Annotated in this window: 16 protein-coding genes and 4 pseudogenes; 13 read left to right on the forward strand and 7 right to left on the reverse strand. The window is 39.7% G+C overall.

Annotated elements, in window-relative coordinates:
* Positions 1–164 (forward strand): annotated as a pseudogene (locus FC83_RS07160) (IS30 family transposase); the annotation flags it as partial.
* A 139-nt stretch (positions 165–303) separates the two neighbouring features.
* Here FC83_RS07160 and FC83_RS16880 read toward each other — a convergent pair.
* Complete coding sequence (locus FC83_RS16880) at positions 304–1,266, reverse strand: hypothetical protein (protein ID WP_035454427.1); 963 nt, start codon at positions 1,264–1,266, stop codon at positions 304–306.
* Positions 1,267–1,342: 76 nt separating this feature from the next.
* On the opposite strand from FC83_RS16880, the pseudogene FC83_RS17045 reads away from it, so the two are divergent.
* From FC83_RS17045 to FC83_RS07195, 7 genes and pseudogenes are all read left to right on the forward strand, one after another.
* A pseudogene (locus FC83_RS17045) lies at positions 1,343–1,411 on the forward strand (recombinase family protein); the annotation flags it as partial.
* Between the two features lie 180 nt (positions 1,412–1,591).
* On the forward strand, positions 1,592–2,401 hold the full coding sequence (locus tag FC83_RS07170; RefSeq protein WP_033615103.1) for a ParA family protein: 810 nt from the start codon (positions 1,592–1,594) through the stop codon (positions 2,399–2,401).
* A 3-nt stretch (positions 2,402–2,404) separates the two neighbouring features.
* Positions 2,405–2,647, forward strand: coding sequence for a hypothetical protein (locus tag FC83_RS07175; protein WP_003590746.1), 243 nt, complete (start codon positions 2,405–2,407; stop codon positions 2,645–2,647).
* Positions 2,648–3,260: 613 nt separating this feature from the next.
* Positions 3,261–4,370, forward strand: a complete 1,110-nt coding sequence (locus FC83_RS07180; RefSeq protein WP_035454423.1) for a replication initiator protein A — start codon at positions 3,261–3,263, stop codon at positions 4,368–4,370.
* A gap of 404 nt (positions 4,371–4,774) precedes the next feature.
* Complete coding sequence (locus FC83_RS07185; RefSeq protein ID WP_010014831.1) at positions 4,775–5,056, forward strand: type II toxin-antitoxin system RelB/DinJ family antitoxin; 282 nt, start codon at positions 4,775–4,777, stop codon at positions 5,054–5,056.
* A gap of 46 nt (positions 5,057–5,102) precedes the next feature.
* Complete coding sequence (locus tag FC83_RS07190; RefSeq protein ID WP_010620892.1) at positions 5,103–5,288, forward strand: hypothetical protein; 186 nt, start codon at positions 5,103–5,105, stop codon at positions 5,286–5,288.
* Entirely contained in the window at positions 5,285–5,965 is a 681-nt protein-coding gene (locus FC83_RS07195) for an ATPase (RefSeq protein WP_010012556.1), read from the forward strand. The genes FC83_RS07190 and FC83_RS07195 overlap by 4 nt, the downstream gene beginning before the upstream one ends.
* Here the strand turns inward: FC83_RS07195 and FC83_RS07200 are convergent.
* Both FC83_RS07200 and FC83_RS07205 read right to left on the reverse strand, forming a co-directional pair.
* On the reverse strand, positions 5,955–6,233 hold the full coding sequence (locus FC83_RS07200; protein ID WP_035454420.1) for a hypothetical protein: 279 nt from the start codon (positions 6,231–6,233) through the stop codon (positions 5,955–5,957). The genes FC83_RS07195 and FC83_RS07200 overlap by 11 nt on opposite strands.
* A gap of 22 nt (positions 6,234–6,255) precedes the next feature.
* Entirely contained in the window at positions 6,256–6,483 is a 228-nt protein-coding gene (locus tag FC83_RS07205) for a hypothetical protein (protein WP_003555660.1), read from the reverse strand.
* Positions 6,484–6,736: 253 nt separating this feature from the next.
* Here FC83_RS07205 and mobQ point away from each other — a divergent pair, with 253 nt between their 5' ends.
* The 3 genes and pseudogenes from mobQ to FC83_RS07220 all read left to right on the forward strand — a co-directional run bounded on the left by mobQ (position 6,737) and on the right by FC83_RS07220 (position 10,455).
* Positions 6,737–8,800 carry a MobQ family relaxase gene (gene mobQ / locus FC83_RS07210; protein ID WP_035454417.1) on the forward strand — a complete coding sequence of 688 codons (2,064 nt, stop codon included), beginning with the start codon at positions 6,737–6,739 and terminating at the stop codon, positions 8,798–8,800.
* Positions 8,801–8,986: 186 nt separating this feature from the next.
* Positions 8,987–9,187, forward strand: a complete 201-nt coding sequence (locus FC83_RS07215) for a GmrSD restriction endonuclease domain-containing protein (RefSeq protein ID WP_035454414.1) — start codon at positions 8,987–8,989, stop codon at positions 9,185–9,187.
* A gap of 93 nt (positions 9,188–9,280) precedes the next feature.
* Positions 9,281–10,455: pseudogene (locus FC83_RS07220) on the forward strand (IS256 family transposase).
* Positions 10,456–10,509: 54 nt separating this feature from the next.
* On the opposite strand, the gene FC83_RS07225 reads toward FC83_RS07220, so the two are convergent.
* Positions 10,510–10,752 carry a sigma factor-like helix-turn-helix DNA-binding protein gene (locus tag FC83_RS07225; protein WP_035454412.1) on the reverse strand — a complete coding sequence of 81 codons (243 nt, stop codon included), beginning with the start codon at positions 10,750–10,752 and terminating at the stop codon, positions 10,510–10,512.
* A 367-nt stretch (positions 10,753–11,119) separates the two neighbouring features.
* On the opposite strand from FC83_RS07225, the gene FC83_RS07230 reads away from it, so the two are divergent.
* Both FC83_RS07230 and FC83_RS07235 read left to right on the forward strand, forming a co-directional pair.
* Positions 11,120–11,599 carry a DUF2798 domain-containing protein gene (locus FC83_RS07230; RefSeq protein WP_035454409.1) on the forward strand — a complete coding sequence of 160 codons (480 nt, stop codon included), beginning with the start codon at positions 11,120–11,122 and terminating at the stop codon, positions 11,597–11,599.
* Between the two features lie 667 nt (positions 11,600–12,266).
* Complete coding sequence (locus FC83_RS07235) at positions 12,267–14,066, forward strand: heavy metal translocating P-type ATPase (protein WP_016373418.1); 1,800 nt, start codon at positions 12,267–12,269, stop codon at positions 14,064–14,066.
* Positions 14,067–14,237: 171 nt separating this feature from the next.
* Here FC83_RS07235 and FC83_RS16890 read toward each other — a convergent pair.
* From FC83_RS16890 to arsD, 3 genes and pseudogenes are all read right to left on the reverse strand, one after another.
* Positions 14,238–14,396 (reverse strand): annotated as a pseudogene (locus tag FC83_RS16890) (cation transporter); the annotation flags it as partial.
* A gap of 112 nt (positions 14,397–14,508) precedes the next feature.
* Positions 14,509–14,925: an arsenate reductase (thioredoxin) gene (gene arsC / locus FC83_RS07240; protein WP_004563097.1), complete on the reverse strand. Its 417-nt coding sequence runs from the start codon at positions 14,923–14,925 to the stop codon at positions 14,509–14,511.
* A 22-nt stretch (positions 14,926–14,947) separates the two neighbouring features.
* Positions 14,948–15,283, reverse strand: a complete 336-nt coding sequence (gene arsD / locus FC83_RS07245) for an arsenite efflux transporter metallochaperone ArsD (RefSeq protein WP_025013532.1) — start codon at positions 15,281–15,283, stop codon at positions 14,948–14,950.
* Between the last annotated feature and the right edge of the window lie 15 nt (positions 15,284–15,298).

The following is a 15,298-nucleotide window of genomic DNA, read 5'->3' on the forward strand; positions in this document are numbered from 1 at the left end:
GGAACTTACGCTATTTTTATCCTAAGGGGACTTATTTTGAGCACATTAGTGCTCAAGGCTTGAAAACCACCTTACTCGAAATTAATCAGCGACCACTTAAAATACTTGACTGGCAAACACCTTATCAGGTCATGCTGACCAATTTGTCCAAAAATTCGGATTAAATTTGCAATCTACCGAATAGGTCTTCATGGCCTTTTTGGCCTAGTCATTTAGGTGTTGCACTTCAATTTTAAATCCGGCTATTTTTTTCATTCAAATAATAGAGATTGATGTGTATCTAAAAACCGTCGATTTAACACACTATTTCTGGGTGGTAAAAATTAATTTAACACTGTCAGCATTAACAGTATCAGACGTATTATCATAACTTGTTGATAACACCTGACCATCTTTTAATTCCATAACAACATCCTTCGAGCTTGGATTTAATTGAACATCTCGGCTATCACCAGTTGTGTCATCATATTGAGAAATTGTCCATCCAAGATTGTCATATTCCTCATCCAATACACCATTGGTTGATAACTTATAGGTTCCAGCTTTAATATCACGGCCAACTACCCATTCGCCCTGGCCTAATTGATCTCCTGCAGTGGTATTCTTTGATACTGCTGTAAGCTTAATTTTCGATATACTATCCAATTTAAGAGTATCGCCATCAAATAAAATTATACGAATCTTACTTGGATAGCCATTATCACTGCCACTAACAGCACCAAGATAATTAATAAATAAGCTGTCAACGCTTTTTCTTTCACCTGTAATATTACCGCTCCCACCCAGAATTTCTAAATCATAAATTCCCGGTACAACCTCGGAACTTTTACCAACAGTGATAGTTCCTGTTACCATTAAATCTCCGGTTGATTTTCCATTTGCGGCTAGCTTATTCAATAATTCAAGTGAACTTTCTTTCTTACTGTCTTTCTTGGACGAAGTTGTGTCAGCTTTTTTTACTCCATTTGAAGAAATTGACGATGTTTCACTTGCATCCTTCGTAGCATTTTCAATACTTTTTGAGTAGAAGGACTGTGACACAAGAACCAAGATTATTGTCACAACAGACAAAATTGTTCCTATCAGTCCTAATGTAATTTTACCCTTAGCTTTCTTTGAAATAATTAGTGTGATTATCCCTAGAATTAAAGCAATTATTCCAAACACAAAAGAAATATTATTGACTATAGGAATTAATGATCCTAAAAGACCCAGTCCTCCCAAAACAATTGTAACTATGCCCAATGCATAATGCCCTTTTTTCATTCCAAGTTCCTCCAATTGTGATAACTAAACATAATAATTAAATGTTATCACATTGTAAAACTAGCAACAAGAGCATGCCCGTAATACAGGAATTAAACGGACAACCTTTATAAGGTATCGAAAGAAATTTAATGTTAACAGATAATAGGTATGACTAATTGTTGAAACCTATTTATACCACCAAATAAATACCTTTATGCGTTTTATGTATTCCATTAGTACTACTTTTATCTTGATTTTGTGTTCTTAAAGTCGTATTATGTAGGAGAACAAGGTATTTGTTAAGTGTTACCTTTATCTTTATATGTTAGGAGGAAAGTGTGTTATGCAAGTAATCAGTTTTATGGCTATCAAAGGTGGCGTTGGTAAAACCACAATGGCATTTCAGTTCGCCAAATTTTTACAAACACAAGATCAAAAAGTTTTGATGATCGATTTGGACGCACAGAAGAGTTTGACGGGCACTTTTGAAAATGAACATTTTAATTTCAGTGGAAAGCCCACCATTGCAGATGTCCTAGAAAAACCAAGCTCCGGGTTAATTGAGACACAAGTTCAGGATAATATCGCGATAATTCCATCAACTAGCAACCTGGAAGAAGTAGCAGATCGTTTAGCCTCAAAACCAAATAGAGAATTGCTATTATTTATGTGGTTTGTTAAAAATGCGCAAGAACTGAATCAAAAATATGACTACATAATTATCGACTTGCCACCAGCTTGGAACCTGTTAAGCAAAAATGGTGTAGCTGTAGCCGATAAAATCATTTCTCCAATGGAACCAAGTCGATTTGGGTATGAAAGTCATACAAAAGTATTGCAAAGTGTGGGAACTTTACAAGATGAAGTTGTTGATCCAGTTAGTGGTAAATCATATATTACTGCCAACGTATTCTTTTTAGGCAATCGAATCAAACACAATACTAATTCTTCTCACGAATTTTTATCAGCACTCAAACATATAGATAATGTCATTGGGGTTATCCCAGAAAAGGAATTAGTTAACGCTAGTATGCTTGCAAAGGAGGGCATACTAGAATATGCAACCCAGAATGACAAGTTGCATGAACAAGAGCCATTTCTCAAACTATTAAGTGACGTGTTTTCAGAAATCCAAAAACAGGGGAATGATTAACTTATGGCAAACAAATTTGAAAAGTTTTCAAGTACCAACAACGATTACCAAGTGGCTAGAGACATTCAGCAAAAAGATGCACTTAACGAAAAATTGAATTGGGAACGAAAAGTAAAGACAAGCTTCTCAATTCAACAAAAGAATATTGATCGTTTAGATGAAATGGTTAATCAGTTGAACGCAAAATCAAGATCAACCTTATTAGATACCATAATAGAAAATGCTTATAGAGACTTTCAAGAATAATTGAGTGGGGAAAATGATGAAATCACAAATAGTTGATAGCAATAATTGATACGAAGACCTTGTATCTGATCAACGGACCGATGGGGGCTGGTAAAGTATACAAGACAGAATAAAGTTGCCGGTAGGCAAGCACTATGCTAGACTATGACTAATTTAACAACCGAATAAAGAGATCAAGCTAAACAGAAAAATCCCCGATTCACGAGGAATCAGGGATTTTGGGTTTAGCAAGTAGCTAATAGAGAGCTACTTAGATTCAGACAATTTAGACCGCCAAGTTAAAATCGTCTGAACATTGTTCTTAATTTGTAGGTTAATTATACCGCAAACCAGTCCTATGGGACAAGTGAAGGATAGTTAAAAACAAATTAAATCCAATGGACTAAGTAGCTAACCAATGCTATTTAGTCCATTTTTGTTGTTAGAAATTAAAAAAGTTGCCGTATAGGCAACCCAGAATAGACACATGCTGGTAAATTACAAAGCATTCATTTAGCCGTGAGGCTTTGTAATTCAGTTAAATCATATCAGATTTGTATTGTAATGCAAGTCGAATGTTTTAGCAACTCTCTTTTGAGACAGCGTGTGCCAGTCAAGAAAGGGAGTTTTTATTATGACAAAATCAACAAATTTTAATTACTATGAAGCAGATAACGTATATGGAGCCTTATTTTTCCAGTTCCCTAAGGTATTAATGTATGGCGAGCAATACAAGCATTTAAGCAATGACGCTAAATTAGCCTATATGGTACTAAAAGACCGATTAGAGTATTCTTTGCGCAATAACTGGGTTGATAGTGAAGGACACGTCTACTTTATCTTTACCAATCAAGAACTAATGGACTTGTTCAATTGTTCAAAGGGAAAAGTCATCAAAATAAAAGCAGAGCTGGAATCAATCGGATTACTCGTTCAGAAACAAATGGGCTTTAACCCGAAAACTAAGAAAAATGAACCGAATCGCTTATATCTGTCCAAGCTCGATGTGAAAGCAACCGATGTCTATTTACGCGGCGAATTTGGTCAAAAAAGCTCTCAAACCCTTGCTACGAGCGGAAGTTCAAAAAATGAACTTCCGCGGGAGACCGTTGAAACCCTTGCTACGAGCGGAAGTTCAAAAAATGAACTTCCGCATAAGTTCGTTGACAACAGCTCTCAAACCCTTGCTACGAGCGGAAGTTCAAAAAATGGACTTAATCTATATAGAGAACCTAAAGAAAGAGACAAAAACAGATACAATATAGATACTCAAAAGTTGAACTTTTCCACAGCCAATTTCTCACCAGCAGAAATTCAAAAGCAAAACCAGGATTTGGTGAACCATGCTAATGATTTCTTAACTGATGAAGACAGTGGCTTACCGGTTTTCTTAGAACCAGAAGCTGTGCAACTACTTAGTTTTTGGTGCCGTACCCCGCAACAAATGCGGCGCTTCATTGGCATTATCTTAAATGCTAAGTACCGAGTTGAAAAGGATCATCAAGATATTGGCGTCATAATCCCGCTTTACGACGAAGAACTAAAACCTTTGATGACTAAAGCCTTAAGACGCTACTTTAACGTTCTTAGAAGCAATGAGAAACATATCAAGAACGTTGAAAACTACTTGTATGGCACCATGCAAAACCTATTTGGCGTTTGGTGGAATCAACAAGCGGCTAGAGAATATGCGGCCAAACACCCCGAAGAACAGAACACTGACAATGAGCGCTCTTGGAATTAAACGTCATATGAGCTTATTTAAGCCGTTTTAAGCGTTGCAGTGCATAATTATATTAAAACTGCTTTAAAATCGCTTAGAAGCAAAAATAGACACCTTGAGTGGCTGAATTGGCGCTTGGTGGAATCAACAAGCGGCTAGAGAATATGCGGCCAAACACCCTAACGATGAGCGTGCTTAAAACTAAAAAGCTATATAAGGCCGTTTAAGCTGTTTTAAACAGATAGAGCATAATTATATTAAACGAGTTTTAAAATGCGCTTACGGGCACTTTAGGAACGTTGTATAAGTGCCATTGCGGAAAGGACAGCAAACTTAAAATCACAACTTTTAAAGAAGCAGGCTAATTGAGATGGTACTCAAAGATTAGTATAATGTGAGTAGTAATAAAGGGGGGCGAGAAAATCATGGCAGTTAAGGAAAAGAAACGCGTACAAGTCCAGATTGACAAAGAATTGGCAGATAATACCGAAGCCGTTTTAAGCCAGTTAGGTCTAAACCCAACTACGGCGATCAATATGTTTTATAAGCGGATCGTAGCTGACGCAGCATTACCGTTTAAACCAGCCCTGAGCGAAGCCGAAAGAGCTAATTTAAGCCTTTTAAAGGCTACCAAAGAGACACCAGTAACAGAGTTCAAAGACGCTAAAGAAGTCGCTGATTGGCTCAATGATCCAGATGAGGACTAATGGCTTATCAGATTAAATAAATTAATAACTGGGAAGTGTGATGAACATGAAAGATACAATCACAATTAATGACTTTTTTGAAATTGCCAAAGAAACTGATTTAAAAGATTTACTTGATAAGTCATTACATGAGCCAGATCCAGAAAAGCGCAAAGTATATGACGCTTTATATACCTACTTTTTAGATAAAAGGCAAGATGAGGTTATTAAGCGAAAGGACTTTGTCCGTTGATAGATAAACCCCAATATATAATTGTTGCTGGTATTAACGGAGCAGGAAAAAGTACGCTATACGATACATTTCCCATCTTGTTTGACAAAACAAAACGGATTAACGCTGATGAACTTTTAAGACAAATGGGTGGCGATTGGCATAAAGATAGTGACAACTTAAAAGCCATGAAAGAAGAAATCAAACAACTACACTATGCTTTAGATCACCAGCAAAGTATTCACGTAGAAACAACACTGGCAGGTAGAGGCAAAGCTCAACTCAATTTGATTGACAAAGCTCACAAAAATGGCTTTGAAGTGACTTTATTATATGTTGCTTTGCGAGATGAAAATTTAGCTATCCAAAGGGTCAACGAACGGGTACAAAAAGGTGGCCACGGTGTTCCAGTAGCAACGATCAAGAAACGTTATCAGCAATCCAAACATAATTTGCCATTAGTGGCCTTTAAATCTGATAAGGTCATGATCTATGATAATAGCGAAAAGTTTACCTCTGTTTATGCAAGAGAGAAGGGACAAGTTTTTAAGAACGATTTGAGGCATTTTCCTTGGATAAACCAAAATATTACTTATCCAGAAAAGGTGCAAAAGCAGTTACAAAATTTTGCAGATCAAAACCCAGAAGTAAAGCCTAAAAATGATCCAGAAAATAAAAACGATCGGCCTAGTTATTAGGTTGATCGTTTTTGAGTTTATTCGGTTTATGGGCATTAACGTAATCGGCGAATGTTTTTAAAAGCTCTTCGGTTTGTTCGATCGAAAGGTTATCAGCTTGGAAGTATTTTTCTAGCAAAGCCCCTTTTTGAATTAATCGGCGAGAACGGGCTTTGCGGGCTTGCCGATTTTCATAGTATTTAGATTGTCGTAATTTAAAATCTTCTCGCTCAATTTTTTGTTTTAAACGCGCTTGCTGCTCGACTAGTTTTTCATATTGATTAGACATGGAATTTCCCCATCTCGTATGGCTAATGATCTACGGACTTTACCTTTAAAAATTCAGAGAATTGCTTGGCTAAAAGCTTAATCTGATCGTTAGACAAATTAGCATAATCTAAATTGGCTTGACTGATGATTTGTTTACCTAGCCGTTGTTCAATCTTATTTTTTTCGTCCTTAATTTTTTGATTAAGGGCTTTTAATTTAGCTTCTTGTTTTTCTAAGTTACTTTGAGACATAACGATCCCTCCAATCATATTAGAAATAATCACCGACACTATATCATACAGAGAACGTTAAGTCAAAGGATGAAAGTTGAAATAGCGAAGCGGAAGTCATACACTAAAAGTAAATTCAGGAGAATCAGAAGACTGAGTGAAACGAGGTCAATGCGCACTTACACACAACAACTAAAGTTGGTTGTGTTATTGTGCTAAACACTTGTATTAGAAGTCGCCGTTGGCGACAACAAAATCAAACCCATAAACCCAAAGAAAGGTGGTGACCGACATGGCAATTTTTCACATGAGCTTTAGTAATATTAGTGCTGGAAAAGGAAGAAGTGCAATTGCTGGAGCAAGTTATCGAAGTGGCGAAAAATTATTCGATCAAAAAGAAGGCCGAAGTTATTTTTATGCTCGGTCGGTTATGCCAGAAAGCTTTATTTTAACACCGAAGAATGCGCCAGAATGGGCGAGTGATAGAAAGAAATTATGGAACGAAGTTGAAAGAAAAGACCGTCGAGCAAACTCACGGTACGCTAAAGAGTTTAACGTGGCTCTACCAGTTGAATTAAGTGAAGATGAACAGAAAAAATTATTGACAAAATATGTACAAGAAAATTTTGTTGATGAAGGTATGGTTGCCGATGTGGCAATTCATAGAGATCACCCAGATAATCCGCACGCTCATGTGATGTTAACTAACCGTCCATTTAACCCAGACGGAACGTGGGGATTGAAAAGTAAACGAGAAAACATATTAGACGAAAACGGGAACAAGACTTATACAGGAAATAGTCGTTTCCCAAGATCAAGAAAGGTGTGGTTAGTTGATTGGGATAAAAAAGAAAAAATCAATCAATGGCGGCACAATTGGGCGGTTAGTGTTAATCAAGTTTTAGAGCAAAAAAATATTCCCGATCGGATCAGCGAAAAATCATTTATCGAGGAGGGAATAGATGATACACCAACTCAACATGAGGGAATTAATAGTAAGCGGCATGAAAGAAAAGAATTTAACCAACAAGTTAAGAACTATCGTAATTCCAAAGCTGGCTATAAAAACAACCAAGAAAAAGTAATCAATAGAGGTCATTTAGATAGCCTAAGTAAACACTTCTCGTTTAATGAAAAACGGGTAGTTAAAGAGTTAAGCCATGAACTGAAAACTTATATCAGTTTGGAGAACTTAGATGATAAGCGGCGCATGCTATTTAATTGGAAAAACAGCACCTTAATTAAACATGCGGTTGGTGAAGATGTGACTAAACAATTATTGACAATTAACCAACAAGAAAGCTCACTCAAAAAAGCAGATGAACTCTTAAATAAAGTAGTTGATCGCACTACGAAAAAACTTTATCCAGAGCTTAATTTTGAACAGACCACGCAAGCTGAAAGACGAGAATTAATTAAGGAAACCGATAGCGAACAAACAGTTTTCAAGGGTAGTGAATTAAACGAACGTTTAATGAATATTCGTGATGATTTGTTGACACAACAATTATTGGCCTTTACTAAGCGGCCATACGTTGGTTTTAAGTTATTAATGCAACAAGAAAAGGAAGTCAAAATCGAGCTTAAATATACGCTGATGATTCATGATGATAGCTTAGAAAGTCTAGAACACGTTGATCAAGGTCTACTAGAAAAGTATTCACCAACCGAGCAGCAAAAGATTACTCGCGCAGTCAAAGATTTGCGAACAATCATGGCTGTTAAGCAAGTCATTAAAACGCAATACCATGAAGTATTGAAAAGAGCCTTTCCCAAAGGCGATTTAGATGAATTACCAATGACTAAACAGGAACAAGCCTATACAGCCGTGATGTACTATGATCCTGTTTTAAAGCCATGTCAGGCTGAAACAATTGAACAGTGGCAAGCAAATCCACCACAGGTGTTCAGTCCCCAAGAACATCAACAAGGACTAGCTTATTTATCGGGACAGCTTAGCTTAGATCAGTTAGAAAATCATCACTTACAACGGGTTTTAAAGCATGATGGCACTAAACAACTCTTTTTTGGCGAATGCAAAGCCGATCCAACGATTAAGAACAGTCAGATTGAGAAAATCCAAAAACAGTTAAAAGAGCAACAAGCTAAGGACGATCAATACCGAAAATCCCAGCTGGCACATTATCAACCATTGAACTACAAGCCAGTTAGTCCAGAATATTACCTAAAGACGGCCTTTAGTGACGCAATCATGGCCGCTCTATATGCCCGTGATGAAGATTACCAAGGGCAAAGACAGGCGCAAGGTTTAAAAGAGGCCGAGTGGGAAATGACGAAAAAGCAACGGCAACACCAAACTCGAAATCGGCATGAAGATGGGGACATGCACTTGTAATCTAAATGTAAAATTAAAGAATCAGTAAGAAAACTATATTTATATCTGTAAAAACAGTTTTTAACTGCTAGGTCATAATGTATGGCAGATTGCAAGAAATAACTTGAACGAATTTAATGACGTAAATTAAGCAAGAAGGTACGCTGCCAGAAATAGTACAACGCGAATTTGGGGAGGAAGAATAGTATGAAAGCTGATAGCATACACTTATTTGATTTCCTGGGGAATGGTAAAACAATTTTTGAAATTCCTGTTTTCCAGCGAAATTATGAGTGGGATAGAGAACAATGTAAACAATTATTTAAAGACCTAACCGTTGCGGCGCAAACTAATACTGATCATTTTATTGGTGCAATTGTTTATGAGAGCGTAAAATATCTTGTGTAAATGCATAAAAGATTTCTGAATTGTATAGAAATAGGGAATGCCTTCCCTTATGATATTTAGTAACCACAGAAAACATCACAGGAGGCATTCCCCATGAATGAACTTACCACAGAAATTATCGCTGCACTAGCCCAAAAGCAAGATTTGGACGAAGTTTTTCGTCACCACCTCGAAATTGCGATTAACCAGCTGCTTCAAACCGAATTGGCAGAGTTTTTGGGTTACGAACGCTACTCATACGCTGGGATTAACGCTGGTAATAACCGCAACGGCAGTTATGAGCGCTCGTTTGATACGAAGTACGGCCAACTTAACTTAACCATTCCTCGAGATCGCAATGGCCGGTTTGAAAATCATACCTTGCCAGCCTACGGTCGGCACAGTGATAATTTAGAAACAACGGTCATTCAGTTGTATACCAAGGGAATTACCACTGCTGAAATTGCCGAACTCATTGAGAAAATGTACGGTGCTCACTACTCCAAAGCCACGGTTTCCAACATGACTAAAGCCGTCAATGAACAGGTTCAAGCTTTCCAGCAACGTCGACTGGCTTCACAATATGCGGCCATCTTCTTAGATGCCACTTACTTGCCGTTAAAGCGGGATACCGTTCAAAAAGAAGCCGTTCATATTGCGATTGGCATTCGTCCAGATGGTACGAAAGAAGTGCTGAACTACCAAGTGGCGCCAACGGAATCGACTGGAATCTGGACTGAACTGCTGGGAACCTTGATCAAGCAGGGCGTTAAAGATGTGCTGTTATTTGTGGCCGATGGGTTAGTTGGTTTGGATGAAGGCTTGAATCGGCATTTCCCTAAAGCCAAACGACAACGTTGCCTGGTTCATGTTGGGCGTAATTTGATGAACAAAGTTCGTGTGAAAGACCGTAAGGCCGTGATCAATGACTTAAACAAGTTCATCGAGCTGCCAATCGTGAAGCAGCCGAACTGAAACTGAATGAGTTCGCCAACAACTGGCATCGTACCTATCCCAAGTTAATCAAAGATCTGCTTAAAATGCCGAATCTGCTCACTTTCATGGACTTTCCACCAGCCGTTCGGCAATCACTCTACTCCACTAACTTGATTGAGAACTTTAACAAGCATCTCAAGCGCACCACCCACCACAAAGAACAATCTCCAACGGAAGATTCACTGGATCGATTCCTGGTTTCTCAGTTTAATGCTTATAACGAGAAGTCTCTGAAGCGGATCCACCGAGGCTTTAAAGGACTCCAGGACACCTTGGAAGCATCATTTATTTAAGTTAGTTACATATTATATGTACGAAGGCATTTCATTTACACAAGATTTTTGACGCTACCCAATAATGGCATTTTTTAAATTGAAACGTTGTTTGAGTTTTTCCTCCAAATTAAATAATTGCGGGTTGAAATCTTCAATTTGAATAGTCACAATGTGCTGTTGGCGGGCCTGTTGGAGCATGCGACTAATGGTGGTGCGATAAATGTTCAATTCCGTCGCAATTTGACTTTGCGTTCGGCCCTGAATGTAGTAAAGATAAGCAACTTTCGCCAAAAGGTGACGCCGATTATCGTCCATGCTGAAAGACTCCTTTTTAGACACATTTGTGCAATTATTAATTTTACCGGTCAATTGTAGCTGATAACCTTAATATAGCAGGATTGGAAGCGGTGGGCCAGTGTATTCTGAAATTGGCGTGCGTTGATGGCCTTTAAATCAATTTGAACTAGTGTGTTTAAAAAAGGCTTATGAAAATTTCTTTTATGTGGTAGGATAGAATCCGTTGCTAAAAAAGTAAGAACGCCACTATTTTGCTTGGTGGCACTTTCTTTAAGGCCGAATGTTGCGAATAAAATTTAATCAGAGCGCGTATAATTGATCAGCGCAAAACTCATAGGGGTTTTGCGCTTTTTTTGCGTTCAAAAATAGAAATGGAGCGATTTTAATGGATTTTTATATGCGGCTGCCGCGTAATGGAAAAGAATTTGTGTTGTTTATGGCGATTGTTTCGCTGGTTTCAGTTAACATTATTGCACCACTGATCACTTGCTTTGAAGTTGGTTTTCACCTGCGAACGTGGGCGCTGGCGCTGAGCGTGCTGTCATTTATCTGGTTGAGCGTCATTGCGCTTGTGCTGTTGACGTATAAGCCGGCCGCACGATTAACTAAGAAAATTATTGCGAAGGATGATAGTTTTAACGCGCACATCATTGTTAATATTCTGTGCACCGTTTTGATGATGTCAGTCGTTTTAACTGTGGTGGGAACTTGGATTGGCAGTCAGCAAATCAGTTTGGACCCAATCACGCACTTCTTCTACAAATGGCCCCGTAATTTTGCGATTTCATTTGCCGTTGAATTATTAGTTGCACAACCAATTGCACGTTTTGTCATGCTAAAATTGCACCAAATTAAGGGAAAATAGTGAGAGCAATAGGCACTAGTATTCTATATTAGAAATGGTGTTTCTCGGGTACGCGGGATAACAATGGATGACCTATTCCTCATTTTTGAACCGCAAACTTGGCAGGATTGTGGATAGTTCCTTTTTTGTCTTCAAAATTCCTATGACGGACCAGATTATTTCGCGGTACCACTAATATTGCAGAGGAACGCGGTAATTAAAGCAAGCATCGTTTCTTTCACAGGTGCAATTCCTGCTAACACAATAGTTACGCAAATTCTTGATGAATTAAAAGTACTGAGCTATACTATGAGTATCAAAAGAACCAACACGCGGCCACGTGTTGGTTCGCTGTAATCGTATTGCAGTCTATCATGTGATTAGATCAGCTTAATGCTGGTCTTTTTTGTTGTCCGCAGGATTTCGAGGACCGCTTTTACGATCCCCAATCCCGCCAAGACAACTTGGAGCACAGTTAACATGTCCAAGGCCTTTCATTATATTCATGCAAATAACCTTGCGACCAAATCGGTCACCACAAGGCTATTTTTTGTCTTTGGCTGCTGATAAAATTCGATTTTTAGATAGTTTAACCACGTGAAAATAAATTATTAAAGTCCAGCCTAATAATATTGTTGCGTCCCACCGCCGTGCTATACTGAAAGAAAATGGAGGAGTGAGCTGGCCAATGAAACATACTTGGAAATTAGTAGCAACATTGGTGGTTGGCGCCGTGGCACTAGTGCTGGCGTTTGGGCTGCAACAACCAATGGCCGCGCAAGTATTAGTGACTGTTGCGGGTTCTTTAGTTGCGCTATCAATGTTTTTTGAAATGATTAAGACGTTGCGTTCGGGAAAATACGGTGTTGATCTACTGGCAATCATGGCGATTGTTGCGACACTTGCAGTTGGTGAATATTGGGCGAGTTTGATGGTCTTAGTGATGCTGACTGGCGGGGATTCTTTGGAGGATTACGCCACGCGCAAGGCCGGTCAAGAATTAAAATCGTTACTGGATAATTCGCCGCAAAACGCACATTTAGTCAGTGCTGATCGCTTAGAAGATATTGCGGTTGAAAAAATCGCGGTAGGTGATCAATTACTGGTTAAACCCGGTGAACTAGTGCCAGTGGATAGTAAAATTATTAAGGGTAATTCAACTTTTGACGAATCTTCCTTAACCGGGGAATCACGGCCACTCGAAAAGCTAGTTGGCAGTGAATTGATGTCCGGATCTGTCAATGGCGCTGCGGCCGTGACAATTGAGGCACTCAGTACGGCGGCAGATAGCCAATACCAAGCAATTGTTCAGTTAGTAAAAGAGTCGGCAAATCAGCCGGCCAATTTTGTGCGCATGGCCGATCGTTATGCCGTGCCATTCACGGCAATTGCGATTGTCATTGCCGTTGTCGCGTGGCTGATTTCCGGTGACCCTGTTCGTTTGGCTGAGGTTTTAGTGGTGGCATCACCGTGCCCATTAATTTTGGCCGCACCAATTTCCTTAGTTGCCGGAATGAGCCGGGCCAGTAAAAACGGCGTCATTGTTAAAACCGGAACCACAATTGAAAAGTTGGCTAGCGCAAAGACAATTGCCTTCGATAAAACAGGAACCTTAACCAAAGGCCAGCTGACAGTAAATGAAGTTAAGCCGATTGAACCCTGGCCGGCCCAAGAATTATTACACTTTGCGGCCAGCGCTGAGCAGCGTTCAGGCCACGTTTTGGCGCGTTCCTTAGTTGCCTATGTTGGTGTTGATGGCTTAGGCGCGGTTAGCCAGCTCAGTGAAGTGACCGGGCAAGGCATTGAAGCGATAATTGACGATCAAGTTGTTAAAGTTGGTAAATTAGCGTTTGTGACGCAACAGGCGGTTCAAGCTGTCGAGCAAACGGCCGTCTATGTCAGTATCGGGGGAAAATATGCGGGCTACATCAGCTTTTTGGATCAACTCCGACCAGAGGCTGCCGCAACCATTCAAAAATTACGCCATTTTGGGTTGAAGCATATCATGATGTTAACTGGCGATCAGGCGACGATCGCTAAGACCATTGCGGCAAAATTAGATCTTGATGAAGTTCACGGTAATTTGTTGCCAAAGGATAAAATCAGGCTGCTTCAAGCTGTTGATCAAAACGCACGGCCAACAATTATGGTCGGCGACGGGGTTAACGACGCACCATCCCTGACGACGGCGGATGTTGGTATTGCAATGGGTGCGCATGGTGCCACGGCGGCCAGTGAATCGGCGGATGTAGTGATTTTAAAAGACGATCTTAGCCGGGTGGCGAGCGCCGTTATGATCAGTCAAGAGACTATGCAGATAGCGCGCAACGATGTTTTAGCAGGGATTGTCGTTCTCGTTATTTTAATGTTAATTGCTGCAACCGGCGTTATTCCAGCGTTAGTCGGTGCAATGTTTCAAGAAGTCGTTGACATGATGACGATTTTGTTGGCCTTACGCGCTAGAAAGGGTCTCCGGCGTAAAAAATAATGTGTGGTGCAAAAGAGATTTAAGCGTTATTTTTGGGGGACGTTAAGGCCGATTGTAGCGCAGGATCTCTGTAAAAGAGCGCAATACTGCGTAAAAAATAAGGTGCTAACCAGCAAGTTCTAGTAACTTGTTGTGGTTAGCACCTTATTTTTTTACGCAGATGCTGGCTTGCTATTGGTTACGGCCCGCCTGAAATGATTCCCAGCCCTCGCTAGCAATAAAATAGACTAGCACGAGCGCTGCTACGGAATCGGCCCACCACCAGTTGACTAGCGCAGTGAGAATAGCGCCAACCAGGACCGTTCCGGCCATATAGGGGTTAATGGAACATCCATACGAAAAGTAGCGGTAGGAAGCCGAACACTCAGAATGTTTGTTATCTGAATATACGGTTTTCTACCGCTATTTTAAAATTCGTATTGGTTACGGACCTACTGATTCCTCAGAGGTTACCGACTTTTGCTAAGTCAATAATCTGCTGCTCAATTTGATCTCTGACCTTCCGAAAAACTACTATTCTATCCTGTTCGGATCCAGCTGCTAAAGCCGGGTCTGGAAGTGGCCAATGCTTTTTCTTGACCGTTGGTGGGGTGACTGGACAGCGATCACGAGCGTCTCCACATAAGGTGACAACTAGGTCACTGTGAAGCAAATAATCGGGATCAATTAACTTTGATGTTTGCTGGGAAATATCTATTCCTTTTTCAGCCATAACTTTAACAGCCAATGGATTCAAGCCATGCACCTCGACTCCCGCACTGGCAACGCGCCAATCATTGCCTAAAATTTTTTTAGCGAATCCTTCAGCCATTTGACTTCGACAAGCATTTCCAGTACATAGAAAATAAATTTGTGTCATCATTAATCCTCCATCTAAACTATTAGTGAACCAAAGCAGCTACTAAATCCATGTCTAAGTAACTGCTAAACTCGTTAATGGTTGGGTATTCACCGGTTTTTACCAACTGACCATCCACTAACGTAATTGGTAAAGCATTTATACCCTGACGTTTTAGTTCTTGGGCAACAATCGGATTTCGAACAAAGGCATCGGGGTTCTGGGCTAAATTACGACGAATGAACATGGCCTGCCCCTGTGCATTCACACTGACATACCGCTGAATGGCCGTTGTTTGAATCAATTCCTTATCAACGCTGGGACCACAAACACCGGTTGAACAACACATTGCTGGTTCAAAAAGCTCTATTTTTTTCATTCTATTCATCTCCAA

It is taken from the genome of Agrilactobacillus composti DSM 18527 = JCM 14202, from assembly GCF_001436375.1.
Taxonomy (GTDB): Bacteria; Bacillota; Bacilli; order Lactobacillales; family Lactobacillaceae; genus Agrilactobacillus; species Agrilactobacillus composti.

What these genes read in the sequence shown, in the direction of transcription:
- FC83_RS16880 (WP_035454427.1), bottom strand. Translation starts at nt 1,266, where the DNA reads ATGAAAAAAGGGCATTATGCATTGGGCATAGTTACAATTGTTTTGGGA.
- arsC (WP_004563097.1), bottom strand. Translation starts at nt 14,925, where the DNA reads ATGACACAAATTTATTTTCTATGTACTGGAAATGCTTGTCGAAGTCAA.
- FC83_RS07180 (WP_035454423.1), top strand. Translation starts at nt 3,261, where the DNA reads ATGACAAAATCAACAAATTTTAATTACTATGAAGCAGATAACGTATAT.
- FC83_RS07225 (WP_035454412.1), bottom strand. Translation starts at nt 10,752, where the DNA reads ATGGACGATAATCGGCGTCACCTTTTGGCGAAAGTTGCTTATCTTTAC.
- FC83_RS07200 (WP_035454420.1), bottom strand. Translation starts at nt 6,233, where the DNA reads ATGTCTAATCAATATGAAAAACTAGTCGAGCAGCAAGCGCGTTTAAAA.
- FC83_RS07235 (WP_016373418.1), top strand. Translation starts at nt 12,267, where the DNA reads ATGAAACATACTTGGAAATTAGTAGCAACATTGGTGGTTGGCGCCGTG.
- mobQ (WP_035454417.1), top strand. Translation starts at nt 6,737, where the DNA reads ATGGCAATTTTTCACATGAGCTTTAGTAATATTAGTGCTGGAAAAGGA.
- FC83_RS07170 (WP_033615103.1), top strand. Translation starts at nt 1,592, where the DNA reads ATGCAAGTAATCAGTTTTATGGCTATCAAAGGTGGCGTTGGTAAAACC.
- FC83_RS07185 (WP_010014831.1), top strand. Translation starts at nt 4,775, where the DNA reads ATGGCAGTTAAGGAAAAGAAACGCGTACAAGTCCAGATTGACAAAGAA.
- FC83_RS07175 (WP_003590746.1), top strand. Translation starts at nt 2,405, where the DNA reads ATGGCAAACAAATTTGAAAAGTTTTCAAGTACCAACAACGATTACCAA.
- FC83_RS07190 (WP_010620892.1), top strand. Translation starts at nt 5,103, where the DNA reads ATGAAAGATACAATCACAATTAATGACTTTTTTGAAATTGCCAAAGAA.
- FC83_RS07230 (WP_035454409.1), top strand. Translation starts at nt 11,120, where the DNA reads ATGGATTTTTATATGCGGCTGCCGCGTAATGGAAAAGAATTTGTGTTG.
- FC83_RS07215 (WP_035454414.1), top strand. Translation starts at nt 8,987, where the DNA reads ATGAAAGCTGATAGCATACACTTATTTGATTTCCTGGGGAATGGTAAA.
- FC83_RS07205 (WP_003555660.1), bottom strand. Translation starts at nt 6,483, where the DNA reads ATGATTGGAGGGATCGTTATGTCTCAAAGTAACTTAGAAAAACAAGAA.
- arsD (WP_025013532.1), bottom strand. Translation starts at nt 15,283, where the DNA reads ATGAAAAAAATAGAGCTTTTTGAACCAGCAATGTGTTGTTCAACCGGT.